11 protein-coding genes are annotated in these 21,687 nt (G+C 56.5%); 6 read left to right on the top strand and 5 right to left on the bottom strand.

Annotation, left to right across the window (positions count from 1 at the left end):
- Positions 1 to 4 precede the first annotated feature (4 nt).
- From AC15MQ_RS10460 to AC15MQ_RS10450, 3 genes are all read left to right on the top strand, one after another.
- The gene (locus AC15MQ_RS10460) at positions 5 to 5,038 is read left to right on the top strand and encodes an AAA family ATPase (protein ID WP_483080071.1); all 5,034 of its coding nucleotides are present in this window, start codon (positions 5 to 7) and stop codon (positions 5,036 to 5,038) included.
- Positions 5,039 to 5,303: 265 nt separating this feature from the next.
- Positions 5,304 to 6,371, top strand: a complete 1,068-nt coding sequence (locus AC15MQ_RS10455; RefSeq protein ID WP_483080070.1) for a hypothetical protein — start codon at positions 5,304 to 5,306, stop codon at positions 6,369 to 6,371.
- A gap of 150 nt (positions 6,372 to 6,521) precedes the next feature.
- Complete coding sequence (locus AC15MQ_RS10450; RefSeq protein ID WP_483080069.1) at positions 6,522 to 9,062, top strand: tetratricopeptide repeat protein; 2,541 nt, start codon at positions 6,522 to 6,524, stop codon at positions 9,060 to 9,062.
- 89 nt (positions 9,063 to 9,151) lie between these two features.
- Here the strand turns inward: AC15MQ_RS10450 and AC15MQ_RS10445 are convergent, their stop codons facing one another.
- The 3 genes from AC15MQ_RS10445 to AC15MQ_RS10435 form a co-directional block, all read right to left on the bottom strand.
- Entirely contained in the window at positions 9,152 to 11,572 is a 2,421-nt protein-coding gene (locus tag AC15MQ_RS10445; protein ID WP_483080068.1) for a S9 family peptidase, read from the bottom strand.
- 415 nt (positions 11,573 to 11,987) lie between these two features.
- Positions 11,988 to 13,058, bottom strand: coding sequence for a helix-turn-helix transcriptional regulator (locus tag AC15MQ_RS10440; protein ID WP_483080067.1), 1,071 nt, complete (start codon positions 13,056 to 13,058; stop codon positions 11,988 to 11,990).
- 209 nt (positions 13,059 to 13,267) lie between these two features.
- Positions 13,268 to 13,531, bottom strand: a complete 264-nt coding sequence (locus AC15MQ_RS10435) for a hypothetical protein (protein WP_483080066.1) — start codon at positions 13,529 to 13,531, stop codon at positions 13,268 to 13,270.
- Between the two features lie 453 nt (positions 13,532 to 13,984).
- Here AC15MQ_RS10435 and AC15MQ_RS10430 point away from each other — a divergent pair, with 453 nt between their 5' ends.
- Positions 13,985 to 15,277: an ISNCY family transposase gene (locus tag AC15MQ_RS10430; protein WP_483080065.1), complete on the top strand. Its 1,293-nt coding sequence runs from the start codon at positions 13,985 to 13,987 to the stop codon at positions 15,275 to 15,277.
- Between the two features lie 270 nt (positions 15,278 to 15,547).
- Here AC15MQ_RS10430 and AC15MQ_RS10425 read toward each other — a convergent pair whose 3' ends face one another.
- Both AC15MQ_RS10425 and AC15MQ_RS10420 read right to left on the bottom strand, forming a co-directional pair.
- A complete protein-coding gene (locus tag AC15MQ_RS10425; protein WP_483080064.1) occupies positions 15,548 to 16,126 on the bottom strand; it encodes a cyclin-dependent kinase inhibitor 3 family protein in 579 nt (192 codons plus the stop codon).
- 5 nt (positions 16,127 to 16,131) lie between these two features.
- A complete protein-coding gene (locus AC15MQ_RS10420) occupies positions 16,132 to 18,390 on the bottom strand; it encodes an AAA family ATPase (RefSeq protein WP_483080063.1) in 2,259 nt (752 codons plus the stop codon).
- Between the two features lie 878 nt (positions 18,391 to 19,268).
- On the opposite strand from AC15MQ_RS10420, the gene AC15MQ_RS10415 reads away from it, so the two are divergent.
- Together AC15MQ_RS10415 and AC15MQ_RS10410 are read left to right on the top strand one after the other, a co-directional pair.
- On the top strand, positions 19,269 to 20,027 hold the full coding sequence (locus AC15MQ_RS10415) for a homing endonuclease associated repeat-containing protein (protein ID WP_483080062.1): 759 nt from the start codon (positions 19,269 to 19,271) through the stop codon (positions 20,025 to 20,027).
- A 226-nt stretch (positions 20,028 to 20,253) separates the two neighbouring features.
- Positions 20,254 to 21,615, top strand: coding sequence for an IS4 family transposase (locus AC15MQ_RS10410; RefSeq protein WP_483080637.1), 1,362 nt, complete (start codon positions 20,254 to 20,256; stop codon positions 21,613 to 21,615).
- Positions 21,616 to 21,687 lie beyond the last annotated feature (72 nt).

Below are 21,687 nucleotides of genomic sequence, written 5' to 3'. Positions count from 1 at the left end.
CTGAATGAGTTCCGATAAAATCGTAAGGCTTTTTGTTTCCTCAACTTTTGAAGATTTTCGTGCCGAGCGAACAGCCCTGCAGTCGTATGTCTTTCCGGCGTTGCGCGCGCACTGTGAATCAGCGGGATTTCAATTTCAGGCGGTTGATCTCCGCTGGGGCGTAAGCGAGGCAGCGAGCAGGGAGCACCGGGTAGTTGACATTTGCCTTGAGGAAATAAGGATCTGCCAGAAAATTTCTCCAAGACCCAATTTCATGGTCCTGCTGGGGCAGCGTTGTGGATGGCATCCGGTGTTGTCGCGTATTCCCCAGGATGAATATCAAAGACTGATGCAAGCTGCGCTCGCCCCGGAGAAGAACCTGATTGATGATTGGTACCGCCTGGACAATAACGCCGTTCCACCTCAACGAGTCCTGCGTACCCCATCTGAGAACGAGATCTTTCCCGAAGCCGAAGTGCGAGAAATTCTGCTATGGGCAGCCGTCAGGATTAGTCTGCCGCAGGAGCGTCTGGACTATTACTCGCTTTCGGCTACCGGCCTGGAGATTCTTTGTGGAGCATTGGATGAAAGCTCCGCGCCAGATGCTGAACAGCATGTCCATGTCTTTTCCAGAACGATTCGGAACTTGCCTGCCAGTTCTGGCGTGTATCGTGACCTCACGCAAGGGTCCGCGGATGTGAATGCCGCCACGCAGCTTGAAGAACTTGTTGACAGGCTAAAGAAACGTTTGGGTAGTAACAATCATTGGCAGTACGAGGAGTCCTGGACCGGAGTCCAGGACCCAGAACGGGAAAACCCTGAGATCACTCATGGGAAGCTTGATGCGTTGTGTACCGAAGTCTTGCGACGTCTCCGTCTCACTATCGATGGTCAGATCGCTCAATTCCAAGGACGCTCTGATGCAGAGCGCGAGAATAGCGCGCACGCGGAGTTCGCTGCCGGGCGAAGAAATAATTTTCTCGGCCGGAAAGAGGAGATCATGGCGTTCTCTCGGTTTGTCAGCAGCGACTCCGCGGAGTCTGCCTCCATCCTTCTGATACATGGTCCCTCCGGTTGTGGCAAGAGCGCATTTGTGGCCGAAGCCGCTTCTCGGCACGAGGGCGCAGCCTGCGTGAGGTATGTCGGCATTACGCCCAGCTCGTCCGATGCGACCGATCTGCTGGATGGCATGTATCGCGAACTGGGCGCGACTGACGAACCTCCGGAATCGAGCCGGGATATTGGTGAACGCATTGCAGAACTGCTCGCAAAAAAGCCGTGCCTGATCGTAGTGGATGCCGTCGATCAGTTGGGAGAGGGCGACTTGGTGCGTTTTCTGCAGAGTCTGCCATCGGATGTGCCCTCTGGGAGCAAGATGGTCATTACCTGCACCGACGAGAAGCTTTCTCAGGTCAAGGGTGAGCTCGGTAAATGCCAACTGCTGCCAATTTCTGCTCTGTCGGCTAAACACGCTGGTCGACTGCTGGATGCCTGGCTGGATGAAGACGAAGACAACCGGCGGACCCTCTCATTCGAACAACGAAGGGCCATTCTGGAGGGCTTTGTCGCTGCCGGACATTTGCCGCTTTACCTGCGTCTTGCGGCTTCCCTGGCTAAGCAATGGGAGTCGTGGTCAAAGATTCACCATTTGCCGGACACTCTGCAGGGACTGATCAATAGTTTTTTTGACCGGCTTCATTCTGAGCGTGGGCACGGTAAATTATTCGTGGAGAGTTCGCTGTCATTCATCGCGGCAATGCGAAATGGCTTGGCCGAGGAAGAGCTGATTGATGTTCTGGGGCGGGAAGCCGACGTCATTGCCGAATATAGTCGCGACCACCCCAAGTCTCCGCCCATCGACGGTCTGCCGCCGATCCTCTGGTCCCGCCTGAAGCACGATTTGCAACCCTTCCTTGTCACGAGGGAGGCGCAGGGCAAGCACGTGATGACCTTTTTTCACCGCCAGTTTCAGGTGGCGATCGAGGGCCGATGGCTCGCCGACGATAAGGGAAAAAAAGTCCACGGACGCTTGGTTGCCTATTTCAAACCTCAATCGAATTACTTGGATGTTCCGCGTCATCAGCCTAACGCTCGCAAGACGGCAAATCTGGTATGGCATCTGGCGCGGGCAGGCATGAATGAGCATGTTTCTGCCGTTCTGCAGGACTTCGACTTCGTGATGGCAAAATGTCTCGCGAATCAGATTGAAGATCTTGTAGGGGATTACCGGGGTATTTCACCAAGCGCTTTTGGTGCCATGAATCTTTGGCGTTCTTTTGTCTTGAGCCATGCGAATCTCTTGCGCCGAGGAAGCAAGCTATGGCCATCAAATCGGATTTTGCTCCAGTTGGCCTTGGAGCACGCGGATGAAAGCCCTCTCACGGTGGCCGCGGAGGCCTGGATTAGAGAAGGCAGATGTGATTGGCCGGTGCTGACAAGGGCCGCGCGGCCGCAAAAACCAGAGGCGGCAAATGGTCGGGTCGTGCTCGAATTGCACGAACATGGAGTCGTTGGTCTATTGCAGCTTCGCGATGGCCGCTTGCTGTCATGGGACAGCGGTGGGTTTATTGCATTGTGGAACGATGACATCGGAGCCTTCTTGCCCAATCAGCACTTCTGGAAAGTTCAGGGAGCAGTTGAAGTTGGCCCAGGAAGGGTCGCCTCATGGTCGTCAAGCGAGCTCATGGTATGGGACGTTGACAGACCGCATCTCCTTGCGTGCGAGCGGATTCATCGGCAGCCAATCGAGGGGATTATCACCCTCGACGAGCAGATGTTTGCGACCTGGGCTAATGAGGCTCTGATCTACCTTTGGAACGTTGCCGATGGAAAATTGCTGAGCGTACTCGAGGGCCACGAGGATGAAGTAACCATGCTGCTGTACAGGGGCGACGGCCGCATCATTTCAGGGTCCAAGGACGGCACGCTACGGGTCTGGAAATTCACTGGAGGCGATTGTCTTCGTGTTGTGGCTTCGGGTTCACGTATTGCTGGCGGAACGTTGTGTCCGGATGGCAGCATCCTTACATGGTCGGGTTCGGATGTAACGCTTTGGTCACCGACAGTGGCTAACCCAAGAACCTTCGATACTGCCGAAGGATACTATAGCGAAGACGAAAGCAAATACGCTGTTGTCGGTGCGATGATGGTGGCCTCGAGTGATTGGATCGTGACATGGACCGAGTCGCCCGTGCAGTCTCTGAAACTCTGGAGTGCCCAGTCGTTGGAGCTTTCTGGCATAGGCCTCCTTATGGACGGAGACAGGGCACTCGGTGTCCATGAAGTGCCTCTTCCATTGACAGGCGGCAGCTCTGAACGTATGCGCTTAGACCCCGCCGTCCACAGGAACGAAACAGCAACGAGGGGGAAAGAAGGACAGGAAAGACAGCGAGAATTGAAATTGGAAAACGAGGCTAAACGGTCACGCTCCGAACTTGCTGGGTTTGCCGATAGAGAATGCCTTTGGGTGCGCGGTAGATACCATGCGTTTCTTTTTCTTCTGCCGCAATCTCCGGAGTCGGCCAACGAGGATGATGATAGCGATTACTTGCCTTTTTGGAGCTTCAGTAGATTTTCCGCCGGCGTGGGAGAACACAAATGTGTAACTATTAAGGACCTCGTTGTCGTTAGATCTGACCTCGTCATCACCTGCGCTCCAACGGAAACGATTCTCTGGAGAGCTGGTGCGAGTGTGCCGATGGACGCGATTATTCTCAGCTCTGGTGATTCCAATGGAACCTCAGGAAACAAAGGAGTCCTCGCGCTAGACAAAAATCGTTGCGCGCTCTGGGATGGGGGCGGAGCGATTATCCTGTTGGAACTGAATCACCTATCGAATGACGAGGACGTCGATCTCCACCGTACCAGGTATGGCGCTACTATCCATCCTCCTCAGGTCACTAGCGCAGCGCTGCTTGAGAATGGAACCTGCCTTTCTTTGTATCATGATGGAAAGCTGGAAAATATCTCTCTTGCGGACCAACAGATCATTTCCTCGGCGCAGACGGAGCGGTCGGGAATTGGTAAGATAAACGGGGCCCGACTCATCGGCGATTCCGGAGAAGTCCTGACGCAAAGTGGCCTTATCGATATGAAGAGCGGAAAGCGTCTTCACCGTTTCCCTGGCGACCATCTTGGAGTCATTGGATCTCGGACATTCTACTCTAAGAAAGGGACGCTTTTCTGTTTCATGTCGCCCTGGGAACAGCCGCTTTGGAGCACAGAGATTGTTCCTGCTGACACGCTGGACATGATTAGAGGTGTCACGCGCATAGATGCCAGTGCTATCGCCTGTTGGGCGCAGGACGGAAAAGTTCATATCCTTGACATGGCGAGCGGTGCTGCGTTGGGAACGTTGGATCACTGGTCTGCAGATGATTTGGAGCGGTTAAAGCGAGATTACCGGAGAAAAGAGATCGATGACCAAACGGTGGATGAGTGGGTCAATGATATACGTGACATGAAGAGAGTTATTAGTGTCATCGCGGTGCCCGACAATCGTCTCCTCACCACGACAGAAGATGGCTACATATCGCTTTGGGATCTTGGCGTTGGAGTCATGATAAAAACAGTTTTTCTAGCAGAAGATGGGTTTGCGTGGCTAACAGCAGGATTTGGCGGGAATATCGTCATAGCATGTTCAGGTCGCGGGAACAGGTGCGTGGTCCACATGATCGATGTTTTCTCCTTGATCTCACACCAACTGATTCCCTCATTTGACTGGGGCTATGTAGAAAAGATACGCGTATGCGGCGAGCACCACATTGTCGTGTATGGGGATTATTTCCGTCGCCTTGTCAGTATCGATGATGGAAACATCCTCTGGAGCGAAGCAAGGTGGTTGGATCATCCGCGCAACTCCCGGCCGGTAGTATTGCTATCGGCGCCAGCGGGTGATAAGCGCGCCGGCGAGCCAATAGTCGCATATTGGCACGGCGAGATGGCGGCTGCCGAGTGCTTTGGAACATGGAAGGACACCGTTGTTTATAAGTGCGGCGTGGAGATCGAATACCTGAAACTTCGTGCCCCTTCTTCGGCGATCGTAGTTTGTGGCCTATGACCCCGAGGCCTCAATGATCATTCGGGCCGCGCTGCACTCGCGGAACTGCTCTGGCGATGTGGCGAGAGCACGCGCAGCCCTCGCGTACCCCAGAGTTGCGCGCTGCTGGTATGAAATGGCAGCCGCACAGGGTGATTCCAGCGCTCGCAAGCTGCTGGGAAATCTTTAGGGAATTGGCTCTGTTCTTGCCGGTATTCGCCAACATCAGTTGCAGATCTCGGTCGGAACAATGGGTCAGACCGTTTCAATGATGAGAAGGGGACTCATGGTTTACGCTTTTCTACCCCATCTCGGTTCAACATGGTTGTGCGAGACAGACGGGCCGCAGGTCAACCCGCTTGCTCGCGTTCCTGGCAGCCCCCGGGCGGACAGGAAGTTTTCAACGGATGGCGGCGAGTTCGGCTTTCGGGAGCAGGCCGGCAAGAAGATCGGACACTACCGTTTGCTGGCTGAAGCACCCTGGTTCGAATGCCTGACCCCGCCAACAGTGGTTTCACCAGGAAACGTAGTGGATGATTTCGTCATTCACGACGGGATGTTCATAGCAGGCGGGCGTAGCAAGATCGCCGAGTCGCTGTGGGTGCATCCCCCCGGGGCTGAGCAGCCCTGGACCTCGATCCCGTTGCCAGCAGGTCTTGGGCTGAGGGGAAAATCCATTGACGCGCTCTTTGTGCGCGACCATACCCTCGTTGCGTTTGACAACATTGCTCTTACCAAGTGGATCTTGCTCTACGAACTGTCGCCCAAGCTCAGCGCCCTGGGGGCAGAGAAGGTAGCGTTGCCAGACCACACGAGCTACGAGCACGTCACGACGGTGGCTGAGGGAAACGGGGTTTATGCCGTCTACTCATCTGGGATCAATCACGGTACCGTAGGCCTGTTTTTGTCACTTCTTTGCTCGATGAGCCTCCAGGAGCGAGTTCTGTGGAGTGCTTACATTTCATCCAGATCAATGCCTACTAGTCGGGGGCCAGCTCGGGAACCGATTTCACCTATGGCTGCGCTGTTACAGGCCATCCAGGACATGGCGTTTTGTGGCGAGCATTTGCTGCTGGCGGCGGGCACCATGGGGGTGTATGTGTCGGACGCGGCGTTTCACCGACAAGCCAAATCTCTTGATTCGGGAGTGGCGATCGGCAATCCATTCTTTTCCGTGCCATTGCAGAAGTTTCTCAATGTTCAGCGCCTGGTATGTCCGCGTGGGCAGGCTTTGGGCCTGTATGTGGTCGGCTTGACCGCTGCTGGCAAGCTTGTTTACGAATGGGTTGGCGTGGAACAGTTGCGGCTGGCTCTGCTGGCCGCAGACTCATCCGTCAGGTTCGATGCATCATGATCCAATTGATCGCAGCTTCTGAGTTGCCCTGTGTGGCCGGGTAAGGGGCAACTGAACCAAGTCTTTTGAAATCAATCTGGCGCTCACGACAAGCCAGCAAAGCAGCCCGCACGCACTAGCGGCATTCAGGTCGCAATGGAGGAACAGGCATTGAAGCAGTTCGGCACACCCAAACGTCCCCAGGCCAGCGATACCTTCACGGATCGCGACGAACCGCGAGCGATACTGCGTTCGCTGTTCGGACGACTCTACGAGAGGCAGGTTCGCGGGAAAGGCGGTCTCGAACCGTCGCTCGTGAGTTTCTACGGCGTCGGCGGCGTCGGGAAGACCACCTTGCTCAACCGGGCCCTATCTGAGTTTCATCAGTCGCTGAAAGACGAAACCGATCGCGATTTCGTGCATCTCGCGCTGCTCGACCTGAATGGTCAGGAAATGGGTCCGCAGTTGCCGGGCCCGGCCCTGTTGTGGTTGCTGCGCAATGCGTTGCAGCACCATCAAATCACAACGCCGCTGTTCGACTGTGTTTATCTTCTGTACTGGGAAGACGATCACCCTGGGCAGTCTCTGAAAATCCCCGGACCAAGAGCACGTGACCTGTTCGGAGCAGCGGTTGAACAGGTCGATGATCTGATAGAAAGCGGGGGCATGCTCAAAGGCTTCCTTCGGCTCTGGGACAACGGCGTCCAGGCGAAACAGCGCAGGCGGGTGGCTGAACGCTGGAACGGCATCCATCCCAGCCAGTGGTCCCGGCGAGAACGTCAGGAGCGTATGGGTGAACTCCTGTGGATGGACCTGGTGAACATTCTCGAGGAAAAGCCCCTGTTGCGCCTGGGGATCCTGATCGACGAATACGAACGCATTCAGTCAAGCGCGCCTAACGAAGGGGATGCTCAGAGCGCAATTGCCGATCTCCTGGGCAACCTGCTGGTCAACGCGCCGGACGATGTTCGCAAACGCTGCTGTGTGGTCGTCATGGGTCGGGAGATCCTGCGTTGGGAAGAACTCCACGGAGCGGAATGGCGGCCACTGATCGAATCGCACATTCTCGGAGGCTTGACGACCGAGGACGCCCGGAAATTCCTGTTGGATAAAGTCGTCCCCTGGTTCGTGAAAAATGGACAGGCACCCATCGCCGAGGCCCTGCGGACCCAGGAAAAAGGCATACTCGAACTCACTCTCAGCAGCACGACCGGCGAATGGAACGGCCACCTGCCGTTCCACCTTGATCTCGTCATCGAGTCTGCCTGTATGGACCCGGAAGGCTTCTCGCCTTCGCAGCTAGCCAATGATCCCAAGCATCGCAGTCGGTTGGAGGATCGCTTTCTGGGCTATCTGAAAGGGCGGGACAGTAATCTGCTGAAGGCGCTTCAGGCACTGGCACTCGCCATTTCCTTCGACCGCCCGTTGTTTGAGCACCTGATCCGGGAACAATGCATCGTCGGGTACGCTGCACAAGAGTTCCTGACCATCGTCGGCGAGGACCATTCGTATATCCGCCCACACCCGACGATTCCTGGCAACCATCTGTTTCACGGTCAGATGCAGATCAGCCTGGTGAATAGCCAGATCCGGGTTGCTGAGAGGAAATCCGGATCCGCAGAGGTGCTCAGGAGGATTCTCGACTACCGCGTCAGCGCAGCGCAGTTTGAATCGCAGGCACAATGCAGCGAAGCAAACTGGACGGCTTACTTGTTGGGTAGCCAAACGCTGCAAAGCGAGTTGAACCAATTGTTGCCGCCAGAGGAAGTGCTCGATTATGCGAAGAAGCTTGGCAGGAGCTTTGATTCACGAATGTATGTCCGGATGCGCTTGCCGATCTATGACTGGCTATACGAATTCGCGAAGACGAAACTTGAACCAGACCACCCGAAAACGCTGAGTCTCGTGGCAAAGCTTGCGAACTTACGGCATTCTGCGGGATTGTTTCAGGAGGCGAAAACGCTCCATCAATTGGTAGTCGAGGGACGGCAACGCCAGTTGGGGTTTACACACGCGGACACAGTTGTTTCGATGAGCGACCTCGCAAGAACGCTCATGAAACTGGGGGAGACCGATCACGGACTGGAACTCCAGCATCGGGTACTGGCGGAACGGCGACGAACGTGGGGCGGCGAACACCGAAAAACGCTCATAGCCATCAACAATCTGGCGGCATACCTACGGATGGCTGGTCACCTTAGGCAGGCGCGAGAACTCGCCGAACAAGCACTTTCAATCAGGCAAAGGGTTTTTGGCGACCTGCACGCAAGCACGAACTTTTCAAGAGCTACTCTCGCGCGGACCCTTTATGAAGAGGGTGAGCATGCGCGCGCTCAGGCACTGGCGCAGCAACTCCTTGAATACAGACAAGCGAGGCTTGGCCCGGAACACCCACTTACGATAGGGAGCATGATCCTCCTGGCCTCGACATTGCGCGCCCAAGGTGATCTATCTGGGGCACGCAGTCTTCTCGAGCAGGCGATGGCGGCGAAAGAATCTGCGCAAGTCATTGGGCATCCCGTTTCGCTGAAAACCATGCAAGAACTGGCTATGACCGTTTTCGCCCAGGGAAATCCTGTTGAGGCTCGCTGCTTGCTCGAGCAAGCACTGGTAGCAGCACGGAATCAGCTTGGCGATCAGCACAAATTGACGCTGAAGTTAATCGACGATCTGGCTTTGATCCGGAAGCCTGATGAACACACATCTGGCTGATGAGAATCAAGGTCGCTCGGAAACCACGGTGAGGAATCACCCGAGGGGCTGTGAACTTCGCAAAGCCCGTTCCTTGATGGGCGAGATCTTCAACTCTCGACGCGTCCGCGTCCGGCAAAGCGATCGGCCCACGCGATCATTTCTGCCAGGGTGTGCAGTACCGACTCGCGGGCGCGGTAGGAGTGATCCTCGAGAGGCAAAATCACCAGGCGTACGGTTCCCCCTTGGCCGGAAATCGCCTGGAAGAGGCGCTCGGACTGCTCGGGGAATGTCCCGGAATTGCTGTCGACTTGTCCATGAATCAGCAGCAGAGGGGACTTGATTTTGTCTGCCGCCGCAAAGGGCGAGAGATTGCTGTAGATGGTGGGCGCCTCCCAATAGGAGCGCCGTTCTCCCTGAAAGCCAAAGGGAGTGAGCGTGCGGTTGTAGGCGCCGCTTCGCGCAATGCCAGCGGCAAAAAAATCTGTTTGTGCCAGCAGGTTCGCGGTCATGAAGGCGCCATAGCTGTGCCCGCCGACCACCACGCGCTGGCGGTCGATGATGCCGCGTGCGTCCATCGCATCGATGGCAGCCCGGGCCGAAGACGATATTTGTGCAACGAAAGTGTCGTTGGCGGTTTCCGGCGGACCGATGACGGGCATGGCGACCTCATCGAGGACGGCGTATCCGTGCAGGGCGAAATGAAGCGGAGATAGTGGCGATGGCCACGTGTATGTCACCGAAGAGCCCCGGATTTGGCCTGCCTCGGCAGATGTCGAATATTCGCGCGGATAGGCCCACATGATGACGGGAAGCTTCCGTCGACCATCGTAGTCGGACGGAAGGTACAGCGTGCCGGACAGTTCGACGCCGTCCGCACGCTTGTACTTGAGAATCTCTTTGCGAATACGCGAGAGTTCTTGGGAGGGAGGCTGAACATCAGTGATCCTTGTTCGCTTTCCATCATCAAGATCAAGTGCAAGAAGGTTCCGTGGCGACTGCGGGGATTCGCTCCAGATCAGGATCCTTCTTTTCCCAGGATCCGTGAAAGCACAGAACGATTCGTGGTGCCCTGCCGCAGCGAGAAAGACACGCGCCTTCTCCTTCGTCCTGATGTTGAATCGATCGAGAAACGGTCGAGTCCCCTCGGGGCTAGCCCCCTCTCCGGCGAGGAATACGACATCGTCTTCCATGGGGATAACGGTTTGTCCTGACGGAAGAATTAAAGTGATGAAATCGCCAGGGTTGGCATAGTCATCGTTGCGATTCAGCGAGAACAGGGTTGTTCGGTGGGTCTCGCCGTCGGTGGTGAGCGTCGTATGGCTGACAGTCCGCCAACGCTTCTCGCGGTCGTATTCGCGGAAAATGGCTTCGTCCCTGGCAGAAAGCCACTCGATCTTGATGAGGCGCTCGGCGAGGCGTGCGACCGTTTGAGGCGGGGTTGAAGCGTTCGCGTCCCACCGGTAGACAGTTTCGCGGAAATCACTCTTGCGCGTTGGGTCGCCACCGTCCTGCGCTTCGGCCCACACCAGCGTGGCAGCGTGATAGGGTTGCCATTGGAGAAGGCGCGGCCCGGTGACGACGCCTTGCCGAGGAACCTCGTCTTGCGTGTCGCGCACTGCGATTGTTTCTTCCAGAACACCGTTGCGGGAAAGAACTTCGAATGATGCGGCGAACCAGTCATAAGGGACCCGGTAGGAGAATGGGCGACGCAGACGCTTGACGAGAATGTGGCAACCATCAGGTGAAACGCAAGCCCTTTCATAGAAGTCGGGCTTGGCGGCCTTCGTCACCTCCCCGGTGTCGGTATTGATGAAGGACAGTTGTGAAGTGGCGAAGTACGCGAAAGTGGCCTCGTCGGTCGAGGATGAAATCAAATCCTGAAAGGTGCGCAGTTGCGACTTCTTTCCCGCAGCCTCCTTGATGATCGGTCCCTCGGGGTGCTCGGGCAGATTCGGCGGTTTCTTGTAGGTGTCGGGAACCAGCATGGCAAGAAGCGTGCGACTGTCCGCCAGCCAGCTGTAGCCTTCACCATCGGTGAGGATATTGTTGAGCCTGACGTCTCCCAGACGCTTGGATGTGCCAGCGGCAACATCGGCGACCCAGAGTTCGACGCACGTCCGGACTTTGACCTGAAAGGCAATCTTCCTGCTGTCGGGCGACCAGAGGGGGCGGTAAAAGGTACGCAGTGGAGCGGATACCTCGGTGTTCTTTCTGCTGCTCAGATCGTATACCCACATACGAATGTTCTGTGAACGTCGCTGGATGCTGTGGGTGCGGGTGGAAATCCGCGTTCCGGCGAGTTGTGCGGTAGGTTCTGCCAATAGTTCAATTTGCGGCAGCGGGGCGCTTTGGACAAAAAGAATTTTGCTCTTGTCGGGACATGGAAAGGCCAGGGGAACCGGGAGTGCGTCGACGATACGGATGTTTTCGCTCGGCGGTTCGCGATAGGCATTGCGGCCGTCCGCGTCAGCGCTGGCAGTCTTTGCGGGAGCCAGCGGCAGCGAGGATGTGGCGGTCTTCTTGCGCATGAAGGCACCTCGTTCATTTGTTGGCCAAGCAATAGTCGCCGCTTGAATGATAGCCACTTGGGCAAGTCCCAACTTTCGGAATTGCCAGCTTTGCATTGGAGCTGGCGAGACAATAATTGCCACTGGTCGAATAGCTACTGGGACAGCCGCCGACTTTCTCGATGGCAAACTTCGCATTTTCGCTCGGCCGGCAATAGCTGCCGCTTGATGAATAGCCGCTTGGGCAACTACCCTGCCTTGCGATCGGGACAGCAACCAAGTCGCCGGCCGACACATTCAAGGTCAGTAAACTCAATAAAGCGAGGAAGGCCCTTGTCAAAGCCGTGTTGGGCGCTCCTGTCTTTGTCACTGATGAGAACGAGCTCTGGCGCCTGTCGTGCAGCAATTCTTGTTCTTTCAACTGAGGAAAATAGGATCAACTACTCCCTGAACCAAACAGGCCTGCTGAGCTACCGCTGACTTCGTATTGGCTAGCCGCAGCCCTTGTCGTGCGAGCCATCAACTCTCGCAAGACCGGCGGCTCCAGAACCTCCACGTTCGCACCATAACTGAGTAGCCACCAGAGAAGCTGACCCGAGAATTTGACACTGACTTTCACGATCGTACGTTCATCGTCACACGCGACGGAAACCTGTCCCTCGCCTAGCGGCGTTTCTGCCAGACGCTCCGCGGCCTTTCTGCTGAAAGCCGCGACCAGGTCCAGGTTGCTCCCAACCCGGATCGGGTACGTGTGACCGAAGCCAAGCTGCCCCGCCCAAAGGAAAGCATCGACATCGAATGTCACGGGTGGGGCGCGTTCGAGCGATGGGGTGGCGGTTTCGATTCGGTGCATCGGGATGAAGCGTGGACAGCGGTCTTCAAGGTCGAGATTTGAATAGATCAAGTAGAGGGCGACACCCCGTTGCGTGAGTGCCAGCGGCAGAAACCTGGCCTGAAACGTCTGCTGCCCGGTTCGATCATGGTAGGTCACCCGCAAGGCCTTGTCGTCCAGCAGCGCTTCGCGAACAGCCCGCGCAACATCCGGCGACAAGGTTGCCGGGTTGAGCCTCTGGGTCGAGTCGATCAGCCGAAACTTCTTCTTCCAGGACCTCACGCTACGGGGCATCGCGTCCAGTTTGGCTTCGGCCGCACGGAAAAACGGTGTCAGGCTTTGCAGTGTGGCTTCGGGCAAGAGGGACTTGAGGTTCTGCTCGACCATGTAGAACGCCAGCGCCTGCTCTGCAGTCAAGCCAGGCAGCCACATCCTGGGTACGTTCTCCCATGCCCAGTAATGGGTCTTTCCCTCTGCCCGATAGCTGATATCAAACTCTTTGCTGAGCGAATCGAGATCGCGCTCGACGGTTCGCTTGCTGATGTTTTCGCGAGTTTGTTCGACGAGAAGGCGGTGGATGTCTTCAGTCGACTTCGCGGGTTCGCGGGCCTGAGGCACGACCGTCAGGATGATCCATTGGCGCTTGACCTGGTTCAACGAAGGTTCAGTTTTCATTGGCCCGTTTCTTGCCAAGTGATCTCCCACCTGCTCTATTTATTCTGAACGGCATTCCCCAAGAATACTTTAGAGAAACCATTGTCTTGACCAGCCCAGTGCTGCAGGCAATGCCAGCCAATCGGCCACGTGCTCTGCCCGGTCGTCGCGGGCAGGCCGCTCACACGCGGCAGAATGGTGCTTGCACGGGTTGCACGAGCGCTTCCTTCTTACTTGATGAAACCCTGCTGCTTGAAGAACCCGCCGAAGAGCAGGCAACCGATCAGGGTGAACGCGATCATCAGCGGAATTGATGCCGGACCCCACAACAGGTAGGTGTTTCCATCCGCCGGCATCCAGAAGCTTGTCTGGAATAACAGGTTGGCCCAGATGGTGCAGCCAACCGCCCACAGCATGGCAACGGCCAGGATCACGAACCATCCGCCAAAAGCGATGCACAAGGCGCCAAATATCAAGATTGCGGCAATGCTCATCATGTTTCTCCCTGAACTTGGTTCCGCACTTGGTGCGGTCTTGCGTGCCAGACGCTCACCCGGTCTTCCCATGAAGCGAAAACAACCCCAAAATCAGCGGCGTCTCAATAACTGCGATGATTTCCCATGGGGTTTCACATATTTTGAACACAAAGGCAAAACTGATTGCCGCGGTCCATAACACAATTCTTGCTGAGTGTCTTAACTCATCCATTACGTCAGCAGTTCTCATTTCAAACCCATGCAAGGCGGTTGTTGGTGTAGGTTGGCGCACGAAGATTGGCAGGCTTGGGCTATGAAGATTGAGGGAATCACCGGATATCATAAAAATAATTATGTTAAACAGTGTGATATGGTGTTAACCTCGAAATTGATCGAAGTATCGATGATTTTTCAGGCGCCCAGCCCATTTCGACCGTTGCCCCCATTCCCCTGCCGAGCCCCGCCGTCACCTTGATCGAGAAGGTTCGGGATGCATTCCGGGCTTTGCCGGACGGGCGTAAGCAAAGCAACGCCCGGCTCTATGAGATGGAGGATGCGGCCCTGTCGGCCTTCGCCGTCTTTTTCTCGCAAAGTCCGTCCTTCCTCGATAGCCAAGTCAGGATGCAGAAGCAGTTGGGGCGGAACAATGCCTCTTCGCTGTTCGGGGTGCATGAAATTCCCTGTGATAACCAGATTCGCAATCTGCTGGATCCGGTGCCGCCGGGATCGTTATACCCGGTCATGGCCGAAATTGGCGATGCCCTGTACCAGCAAGGCTATCTGACGGGATTTCGCTCGATCAACGACACCTTGCTGATTGCCCTGGACGGCACTGATTTCTTCTCCTCGGAAAACATTTCCTGTGCCGGTTGCGGCGAGACGCGCCTGAAGAACGGCAGGGTTCTCTATCGCCACATTGCCGTGACGCCGGTGCTGGTGGCGCCGGGCCAGGCGAACGCCATCCCGTTGCCGCCGGAATTCGTGCAGCCCCAGGACGGCCAGGACAAGCAGGACTGCGAATTGGCCGCCTCGGCCCGCTGGCTGGCGCGCTGGGGCGAGCGCTACCGCCCGTGGCGCATCACCTACCTGGGCGACGACCTGTACTGCCATCAGTCGCATTGCCTGCGGGTGCGGGCGCAACAGGCCGACTTCCTGTTCACCTGCAAGCCCGAATCCCATGCCACGCTCTACGAGTGGGTCGACGATTTCCAGCGCAACGGGCAACTCGGCCGCGTCGTACAGGCGCGACGTGTCGGCAAGAAGCACTTTACCGACACCTATCGCTATGTCCATCAAGTGCCCTTGCGCAACACGGACGATGCCGTGATGGCCAACTGGCTGGAACTGGTCACCACCGATGCCCGCGGTGCCATCGTCTTCAAGAACGCCTGGGCCACCTCGCATGCCATCACCGACCACAACGTCGCCGCTCTGGCTTCCGCCGGGCGGGCGCGGTGGAAAATCGAGAACGAGAACAACAACACCCTCAAGACCAAGGGCTACCATTTCGACCACAACTTCGGACACGGCAAACACTTCTTGGCCAACCTGTTCGCCACACTGATCTTGTTGGCCTTCTTGGTCCATACCGCCCTGGACTGGATGGACACCCGTTACGCCAAGGTACGCGGCCTGCTGCCCTCCCGCCGCACCTTCTTCGAACACCTGCGCGCCTTGCTACAGTACCTGCCGTTCGATGACTGGGATCACCTCATGCGCTTCATGCAGCAGCGCCTCGCTCCCAACGCCCCAGACACCGGCTGACTTACCCCATCCAACAGTCCTTACCCTCACCACTCGCTACCATGAAATTTGAAATGAGAACTGCTGCCATTACGTTCTCCGTCAATTGCGAGTGTCAACGATCTGTTGCTGGAGATTGTTCGAAACCCTGCGTCATGCGACTTCAACGGCACATGCATGCCGAGTCGGTCTGGCTGGAACCTGGTGGGGCGCTGAGATCGTCCCTTGAGCACAGTAAACGGGCGCTCGAATTACACGTCTCGCATTTCTTGCTCTCCAGATACCGGAACTTCACAGAATGGCCTCGTTCAAGAAAGTCGGACTGTAGGTCATTACGAACCATTCCTGAACAGCCGTTTCGATCGTCTCCGGGCGTGCCAACCTGACCTGAGCAATAGCCTCCTCGGCCGACATGCCCGATTCAATCAGCAAGCAAGCGGCGACGGTTCCCGTTCGGCCCAGACCGCCCTTGCAGTGAAGGAAAACGCGCTGGCCGGCTTGTAGTGTCGCCATGATCTCGCGGCCCAGTTGTGGCCAGAGCCTCCTGAAGCACCCGCCGGGGGGGTACATGTCACGGATCGGCAGGTAGAGCCACTTCATTCCCAGACGCTCGACGTCGCCAGGCAGCGTCTCGACCTGGAGTTCCCCAAGTTCGTGCTCCTCCACCAGCGAGACGACGATTCGGGTGCCCCATTGGCGCACGCGAGCCAGATCGGTGGCGAGGTCACGCTGCCAGTGGCCTGTTCTCGCATTGCGCTGCTTCTTGCCAGGGCAAAACGACATGCCAATGAGCCCCCAGCCGCCACCGGGCTGGACGGAATCGATTCGGATCGGATGCGTATCGCTGTTGCGGACCAAGGCGCTGTTCATCTCGCCTATCCCAGAAAGCCGATGGCAGTGGACTTCCCATCCTTTTTCAGGGCGCACTCACGTTCAAGGCAAAGCAGGAAGTTCTCGGGCGTATAACGCTCACCGAGCAGGCGTTCCTGGCGTTTCACGGTGGCGAAGTCGCCGGGTGTAGCGCCAGCCAGTTTCTGCAGTGTTTGACGAACGGGAAGATCCAGGAGCACGTCGGGGTCGCCGAAGACGGCCTCGGCAAAAAGTGCTTCCCGTTGGGGCAGGGTGAGCGCATCAAAGCGTAGCTTGAAGGCGAAGCGCCGCAGCGCCGCTTCGTCTACATCGTCCATCAGGTTGGTGGTGCAAATGAAGATACCGTCGAAGGCCTCCATTTGCTGCAGCAGTTCATTGACCTGCGTGACTTCCCACGAGTTGTGCGCCTGCTGCCGGCTGCGCAGAAAGCTGTCGGCCTCATCGAGCAGGAGGACCGCGCCTTCCTGGCTGGCATCACGGAACATCCGTGCAATTCGCTTCTCCGATTCGCCGACGTACTTGCCAAGCAGGTCGGAAGCGCGACGGATCATCAGCGGCCGACCGATGGCATCAGCCAGGTGACGTGCGAGACAGGTCTTGCCGGCCCCAGGAACGCCGTAGAAGCACAAGGTGGCCGCCGTGTGCCGGCGCAGCGCCTGCTCGATCTTCGCAACCGGCATTTCGCTATCGAGATTGAGATAGGAGAAATTGCAGCGCGCAGTCTCGGCAAGCTGACTGTTGGCCTGGTGGCTGCGACCCATCGCCGCCTGGCTGGACTGGATCGCGTTCAGCAAGGCCGTCTCGTCGATCTCGCCAGGTTTGGCATGACAAAGCGAGGCGAAGCGGCTTGCCTGATTCACCTGCGCGGGGGACAGGCTGTCGTCGGCGGCCAGCGAAGTCACCAACTTGTCACTGACCGGCGTGTTTTCCAGGCAGCGCCTGATCACCCGCTCGCGGACAGCTTTCGGCGGCGTCCGGAATTCAATGTGAAAGGTGAAGCGACGCAAAAATGCCTCATCGATGGCGTCGATGGAATTGCTGATCCAGATCGCGGGAACGGGCGAATTCTCAAGCTGCTGGTTAAGCCAGGCTTTCGACTGATCAGGACGCGAACTGGAACGTCCCTTCCCAAACAGCGAGGCGAAGGCCGAACCCATATCGGGAAAGACATCTTCGATTTCATCAAAGATGACCAGCGACCCTTCCCGCTCGGACAGGAGGCGTTGAGAGAGGGCAAAGAGGTTCAGGCGAGCCTTTCCAGCGACCGAATCGCCCTCCCTATCGGCAGACTGGACATCGAAGGCCGTGAGCCCGGCGTGTTCGGCAAGCAAACGCGCAAACTCGGATTTCCCGGTGCCAGGCGCTCCATAGAACAGTACATTGGCGCTTTTCACCCGACCGCTGGCCACGTTTTTCAGATAATTCACAAGCCAGGTGAATTCACGTTCGAGATGGGGATAGTCCTGTACCGCGAGGCCAGAGGCCTGTGCGGGTTTGAGAACGGCCCGCAACATGTCTTCCGAGGTCGTGAAGTCCTCGGTCAGGAAGATCTGTCCCGCTTCATCCAGGCGCAGGAAGTCTTCGAGATCGCCGGGAGTACTATCCAGCTTGAGCAGACCGTAGCTTCGCAGGGGGCCGCTCGTGCGCAGCGCGGTCCGAACGGCGGAGACAGGCGCGTCAATGGCTGCTGCCAGCAGAGGGTAGGTGTCCTGGGGCGAAAATCCGTTAATCGCCCGCAGAAAGTTGCGGAAGGGTTCATAGGTGCCCATTTCTACAAAGTCGAGAAGCCGCCGCTCGACCGGGTCCAGATCGAGCAGTTTGCCAAGCAACAGAACATTCCGGTTAGCGGGGGTTTTAAGAGTGGCGTCGGGTTTGAGCCGAACGAGGTTGTCTTCCATGGTTCTGATGAACAACCTGGTGTTTTTCGAATACAGATGAGAAATGACATTCTCGTAGGTATTCCAGGCGTGACGGCCCTTGATCCACGTCCAGATGCTGGCTTCGCCGCCACCCGTGTCGGCGATCGGGGCAAGCGCCTCATCATCGGCTTCTTTCAGGACAGCGCCAAGGTTCTGGATGACCGGTTGGGGCCAGACCACCTGCTTGCCAAGCAGCCGCAGCAGGGATTCGCAATCTTCCATGTAAGCGGCACAGACTTCCGGATGATTCAACAGAATATGCAGGGCAAAAATAGCGCCACGGCGACCGTAGCGATTTGCTACCTCGTTCGAGGGCGTACTTTCCAAATCCAGCGACACGTCCATTTCTGCCTCCTCAATCTGTTGATGAGAGGTAGAATAAAGGTTCATGCGTCAGATTGTGTCGCATGCAGTAGCCGTACTGCTATTTCGCAAGGTAATGAAGGTGATCGGTAAGGACCGCAGATGTCGCGGGTGGCCGTGTACCGCACATCATCCGCGACCGAACAAATATCTCGATAGCATCACCCTCAAACTCCAGAGCGTTTGCGATGGCGTACGTTCTGGCCCGCCAGGACACCAGACGCAAACTGTCTGAGCCAAAAACGAACACCCCGCACAACGCCTTGTTTTGCGGGGTTTTTCGCTTAAACTTCCTGACTTCGCTTACCCCATAAATGTCATATTCTGGCTCTTAGGGGCCGTTTCTCTCCAAACCTCCTGACTTCGGAAATCTAGTACGGTTTTTTCAAGCTGTTGTTTTTGCATGAATTATTGAGTGGTCTTGGCGGATTTTGCGATGGCGTATGCTTTGGTTTTGTGAGGTATGCCAACGCGAAATGTCTGGATGGTCACGAGCAGGTGGCAGGAGTAAACTACTTCTGAACCATCAAAGGGAGCATCGCACATGGCAAGGGACAAGGCATCTCCCTCGCCCTCGCCCGCGACAGATCGCGGGATACGTATTGCTCTGCTGAGCGCTTGTCGACCTACTATGAGCATCAGCAATGGCTCACGGAAGGTCAAGGAGGTACTGTCGCTCCGGACTGGCTGGGCAGGTCCAAACGCAGCCTACCGATGGAAACGACGGCACCTGTTAGCGTTGAGCGACCAGTTGGCCCGGTAGATCGCAGAAACCCTCATAGATCCGAACATTTAATCTGAACTAGTGATTTTATACGCGATGAGTTGTACGGTGCACGTGGCTAAAAAGAAAGATAAGTATGGATTTATCTCATGGGCTTAAAATATCAAAACAAATTTTCTTAGACAGGCAACGCCGTGGATTGACGTGGGGATTAACAGCTATTAATAGGTTTGTCAAAGGGAAGGAAGACCGGATTGGAACTGCTCTTGGCGAGTTTCCAGAGCATTGGCACATAGAAGACAAGATTCTGTGTTGGTTAATGCCGGAATTCACAAAGCTCACTAAAAACTACTATTTTGCTGATGGACCACTGCTCCGAGAAATTGTTTCGCCCCAGAAATTTCGCCAGATCGATGAAGACCTTCTGATAGCGCTTAAATTACGACTTCCTCCAGAGCGCTATGTAATCTCAGACTCAGAGTTAATAAATGAGTTTTCTCGGGTTATGGCATTTCTGGGCAGAGAGCCTACATTTGCTGAACTTGGCCAGCAAGGAAAGTATGCCCCTCGCCTCTACCATAAGAGGTTTGGCGGTTATCGTAACTTCTTAAAAATTATTCAGGGTTCTCCGGATTTAAATCGGGGGCATCAGGCGAAGGCGGGAAAAGTATGTGCTGTCGAACAGCAGACTCAAGATGCTCAACCAAAAACTGAACTCAAAATATGCATAAATCGATTGTTTAACGCCTTTTCTGAGGCAAAGACGAGAGTAGGCAGGACACCAAATCCATTTGATTTAAATGTATGGGATGCTGATGAATTTGACAGGGCATTGACGCATTTCGGTTCATGGAAAGAGTTTGTCAGAAAGACATCGTGTGCACCGCAATTGTAATGTCGCTAACGTTGCGCAAATATGCGCTTTTCAACGCAGCAGGGACTAACGTGTAGTGGCTGGCTGCTTAGCGGCGGTGGTGCTCGCCACCCATAGTGCATACCTTTACACACAACTCATTGAGCATGTTTCGCCGATTTCGTGACTGTAGTGGAGCGATGATTGCGCAAGCGTTTTCGATCTCGCGCGCAGCCATCTGTGCGGGATGCTGTATGGTGTGCGCCCTTTGAGTGGGGCGATGTGCATGGACAAGTGGGCTGCAGAAGAATTTGGCGGAGCAGAACTTGGAGACGGTCGTCTGACCAATCGACTGATCAAGATCGCGAGCGATTTTGCCGACAAACCCACGGCGAGTATCCCGGGCGCCTGTTCGGGCTGGGCCGAAACGCAGGCGGTCTACCGCTTTTTCGATCAGGCCAGCGAGAAAAAGCAGGATCTCGGATGGGAAGACATCCTGACACCGCACATGGACCGCACCATCGTCCGAATGCGCCAGCATCCTGTGGTCCTGTGTCTGCAGGACACCACCGAACTTGACTTCAATGGCCAGTCCATCGAGGGACTGGGGCCACTCAGTTACGAGGCTCAGCGCGGCTTGTATCTGCATCCCACCTATGTCGTGACCCCGGACCGGGAACCGCTGGGGGTCATTGACGCCTGGCTCTGGGCACGGGAATTCAAGGATGCCGACGGAAACCGTCCGGGAATTCTCGAGAGCACCCGCTGGATAGAAGGCTACGAACGGGTGACCGAAGCCGCCGTCACGATGCCCGGCACCCGTCTTGTCTACGTGGCCGACCGGGAAGCCGATATTCTTGGGCTGATGCAACGGGCGCAGGCTCTGGAAACGCCGGCCGATTGGCTGGTCCGTTCCCAACACAATCGCTGTCTTCCTGCGGGCGGCAAACTGTGGGCAAAAGTCCGCGCGGGCGAAGCGCTGGGCGAGATCGAATTCCTCCTGCCCGCGCGTGGCGGGCAAGCCGCCCGTCTCGTGCGCCAGAGGCTCTTTGCCTGTCGCGCCGAGTTGCCCAACGGCCAAGGCGGACTGCTCACCGTGACCTGCGTGATTGCTCAGGAAATCGGGGCACCCAAAGGCGTCAAGCCCATCGAATGGCGCTTGGCTACCAATCGCGAGGCCGACGGCTTCGAAGCTGTTGTGACGTTGATCGACTGGTATCGCGCGCGGTGGGAAATCGAGATTTTCTTCCATGTCCTGAAGAATGGTTGTCGGGTGGAAGCCCTGCAACTGGGACATATCGACAAGATCGAGCTGGCCTTGGCGGTTTACCTGGTCGTGGCGTGGCGCTTGGCGCACCTCGTTCGACTTGGGCGCACCCATCCGGACTTGTCCGCCTGCGAGTTGTTCAGTGAGGCGGAATGGAAGGGCGCATACATCCTGGCTGAGAAAACGCCGCCCGCCACACCCCCCAACCTCCGCGAGATGATCCGGCACATCGCCATGCTCGGCGGCTTCCTCGGCCGGAAGTGCGATGGCGAACCCGGCGTCAAGACCCTCTGGCTGGGCTTCGCGAGGCTCCGAGACTTCGTCCGAGGAGTGGAACATATGCGTTCAATTTATGCAACATGACTTGTGTGTAAGGATATGCCCATAGTGATCTTCTTGATGACGCCACAACGAACGCGGGTGGGCTGTCGGGGT

It is taken from the genome of Candidatus Accumulibacter propinquus, assembly GCF_056856495.1.
This window is presented reverse-complemented; position numbering and strand designations above follow the sequence as displayed.

What these genes read in the sequence shown, in the direction of transcription:
- AC15MQ_RS10460 (WP_483080071.1), top strand. Translation starts at nt 5, where the DNA reads ATGAGTTCCGATAAAATCGTAAGGCTTTTTGTTTCCTCAACTTTTGAA.
- AC15MQ_RS10455 (WP_483080070.1), top strand. Translation starts at nt 5,304, where the DNA reads ATGGTTTACGCTTTTCTACCCCATCTCGGTTCAACATGGTTGTGCGAG.
- AC15MQ_RS10445 (WP_483080068.1), bottom strand. Translation starts at nt 11,572, where the DNA reads ATGCGCAAGAAGACCGCCACATCCTCGCTGCCGCTGGCTCCCGCAAAG.
- AC15MQ_RS10440 (WP_483080067.1), bottom strand. Translation starts at nt 13,058, where the DNA reads ATGAAAACTGAACCTTCGTTGAACCAGGTCAAGCGCCAATGGATCATC.
- AC15MQ_RS10435 (WP_483080066.1), bottom strand. Translation starts at nt 13,531, where the DNA reads ATGAGCATTGCCGCAATCTTGATATTTGGCGCCTTGTGCATCGCTTTT.
- AC15MQ_RS10425 (WP_483080064.1), bottom strand. Translation starts at nt 16,126, where the DNA reads ATGAACAGCGCCTTGGTCCGCAACAGCGATACGCATCCGATCCGAATC.
- AC15MQ_RS10420 (WP_483080063.1), bottom strand. Translation starts at nt 18,390, where the DNA reads ATGGACGTGTCGCTGGATTTGGAAAGTACGCCCTCGAACGAGGTAGCA.
- AC15MQ_RS10415 (WP_483080062.1), top strand. Translation starts at nt 19,269, where the DNA reads ATGGATTTATCTCATGGGCTTAAAATATCAAAACAAATTTTCTTAGAC.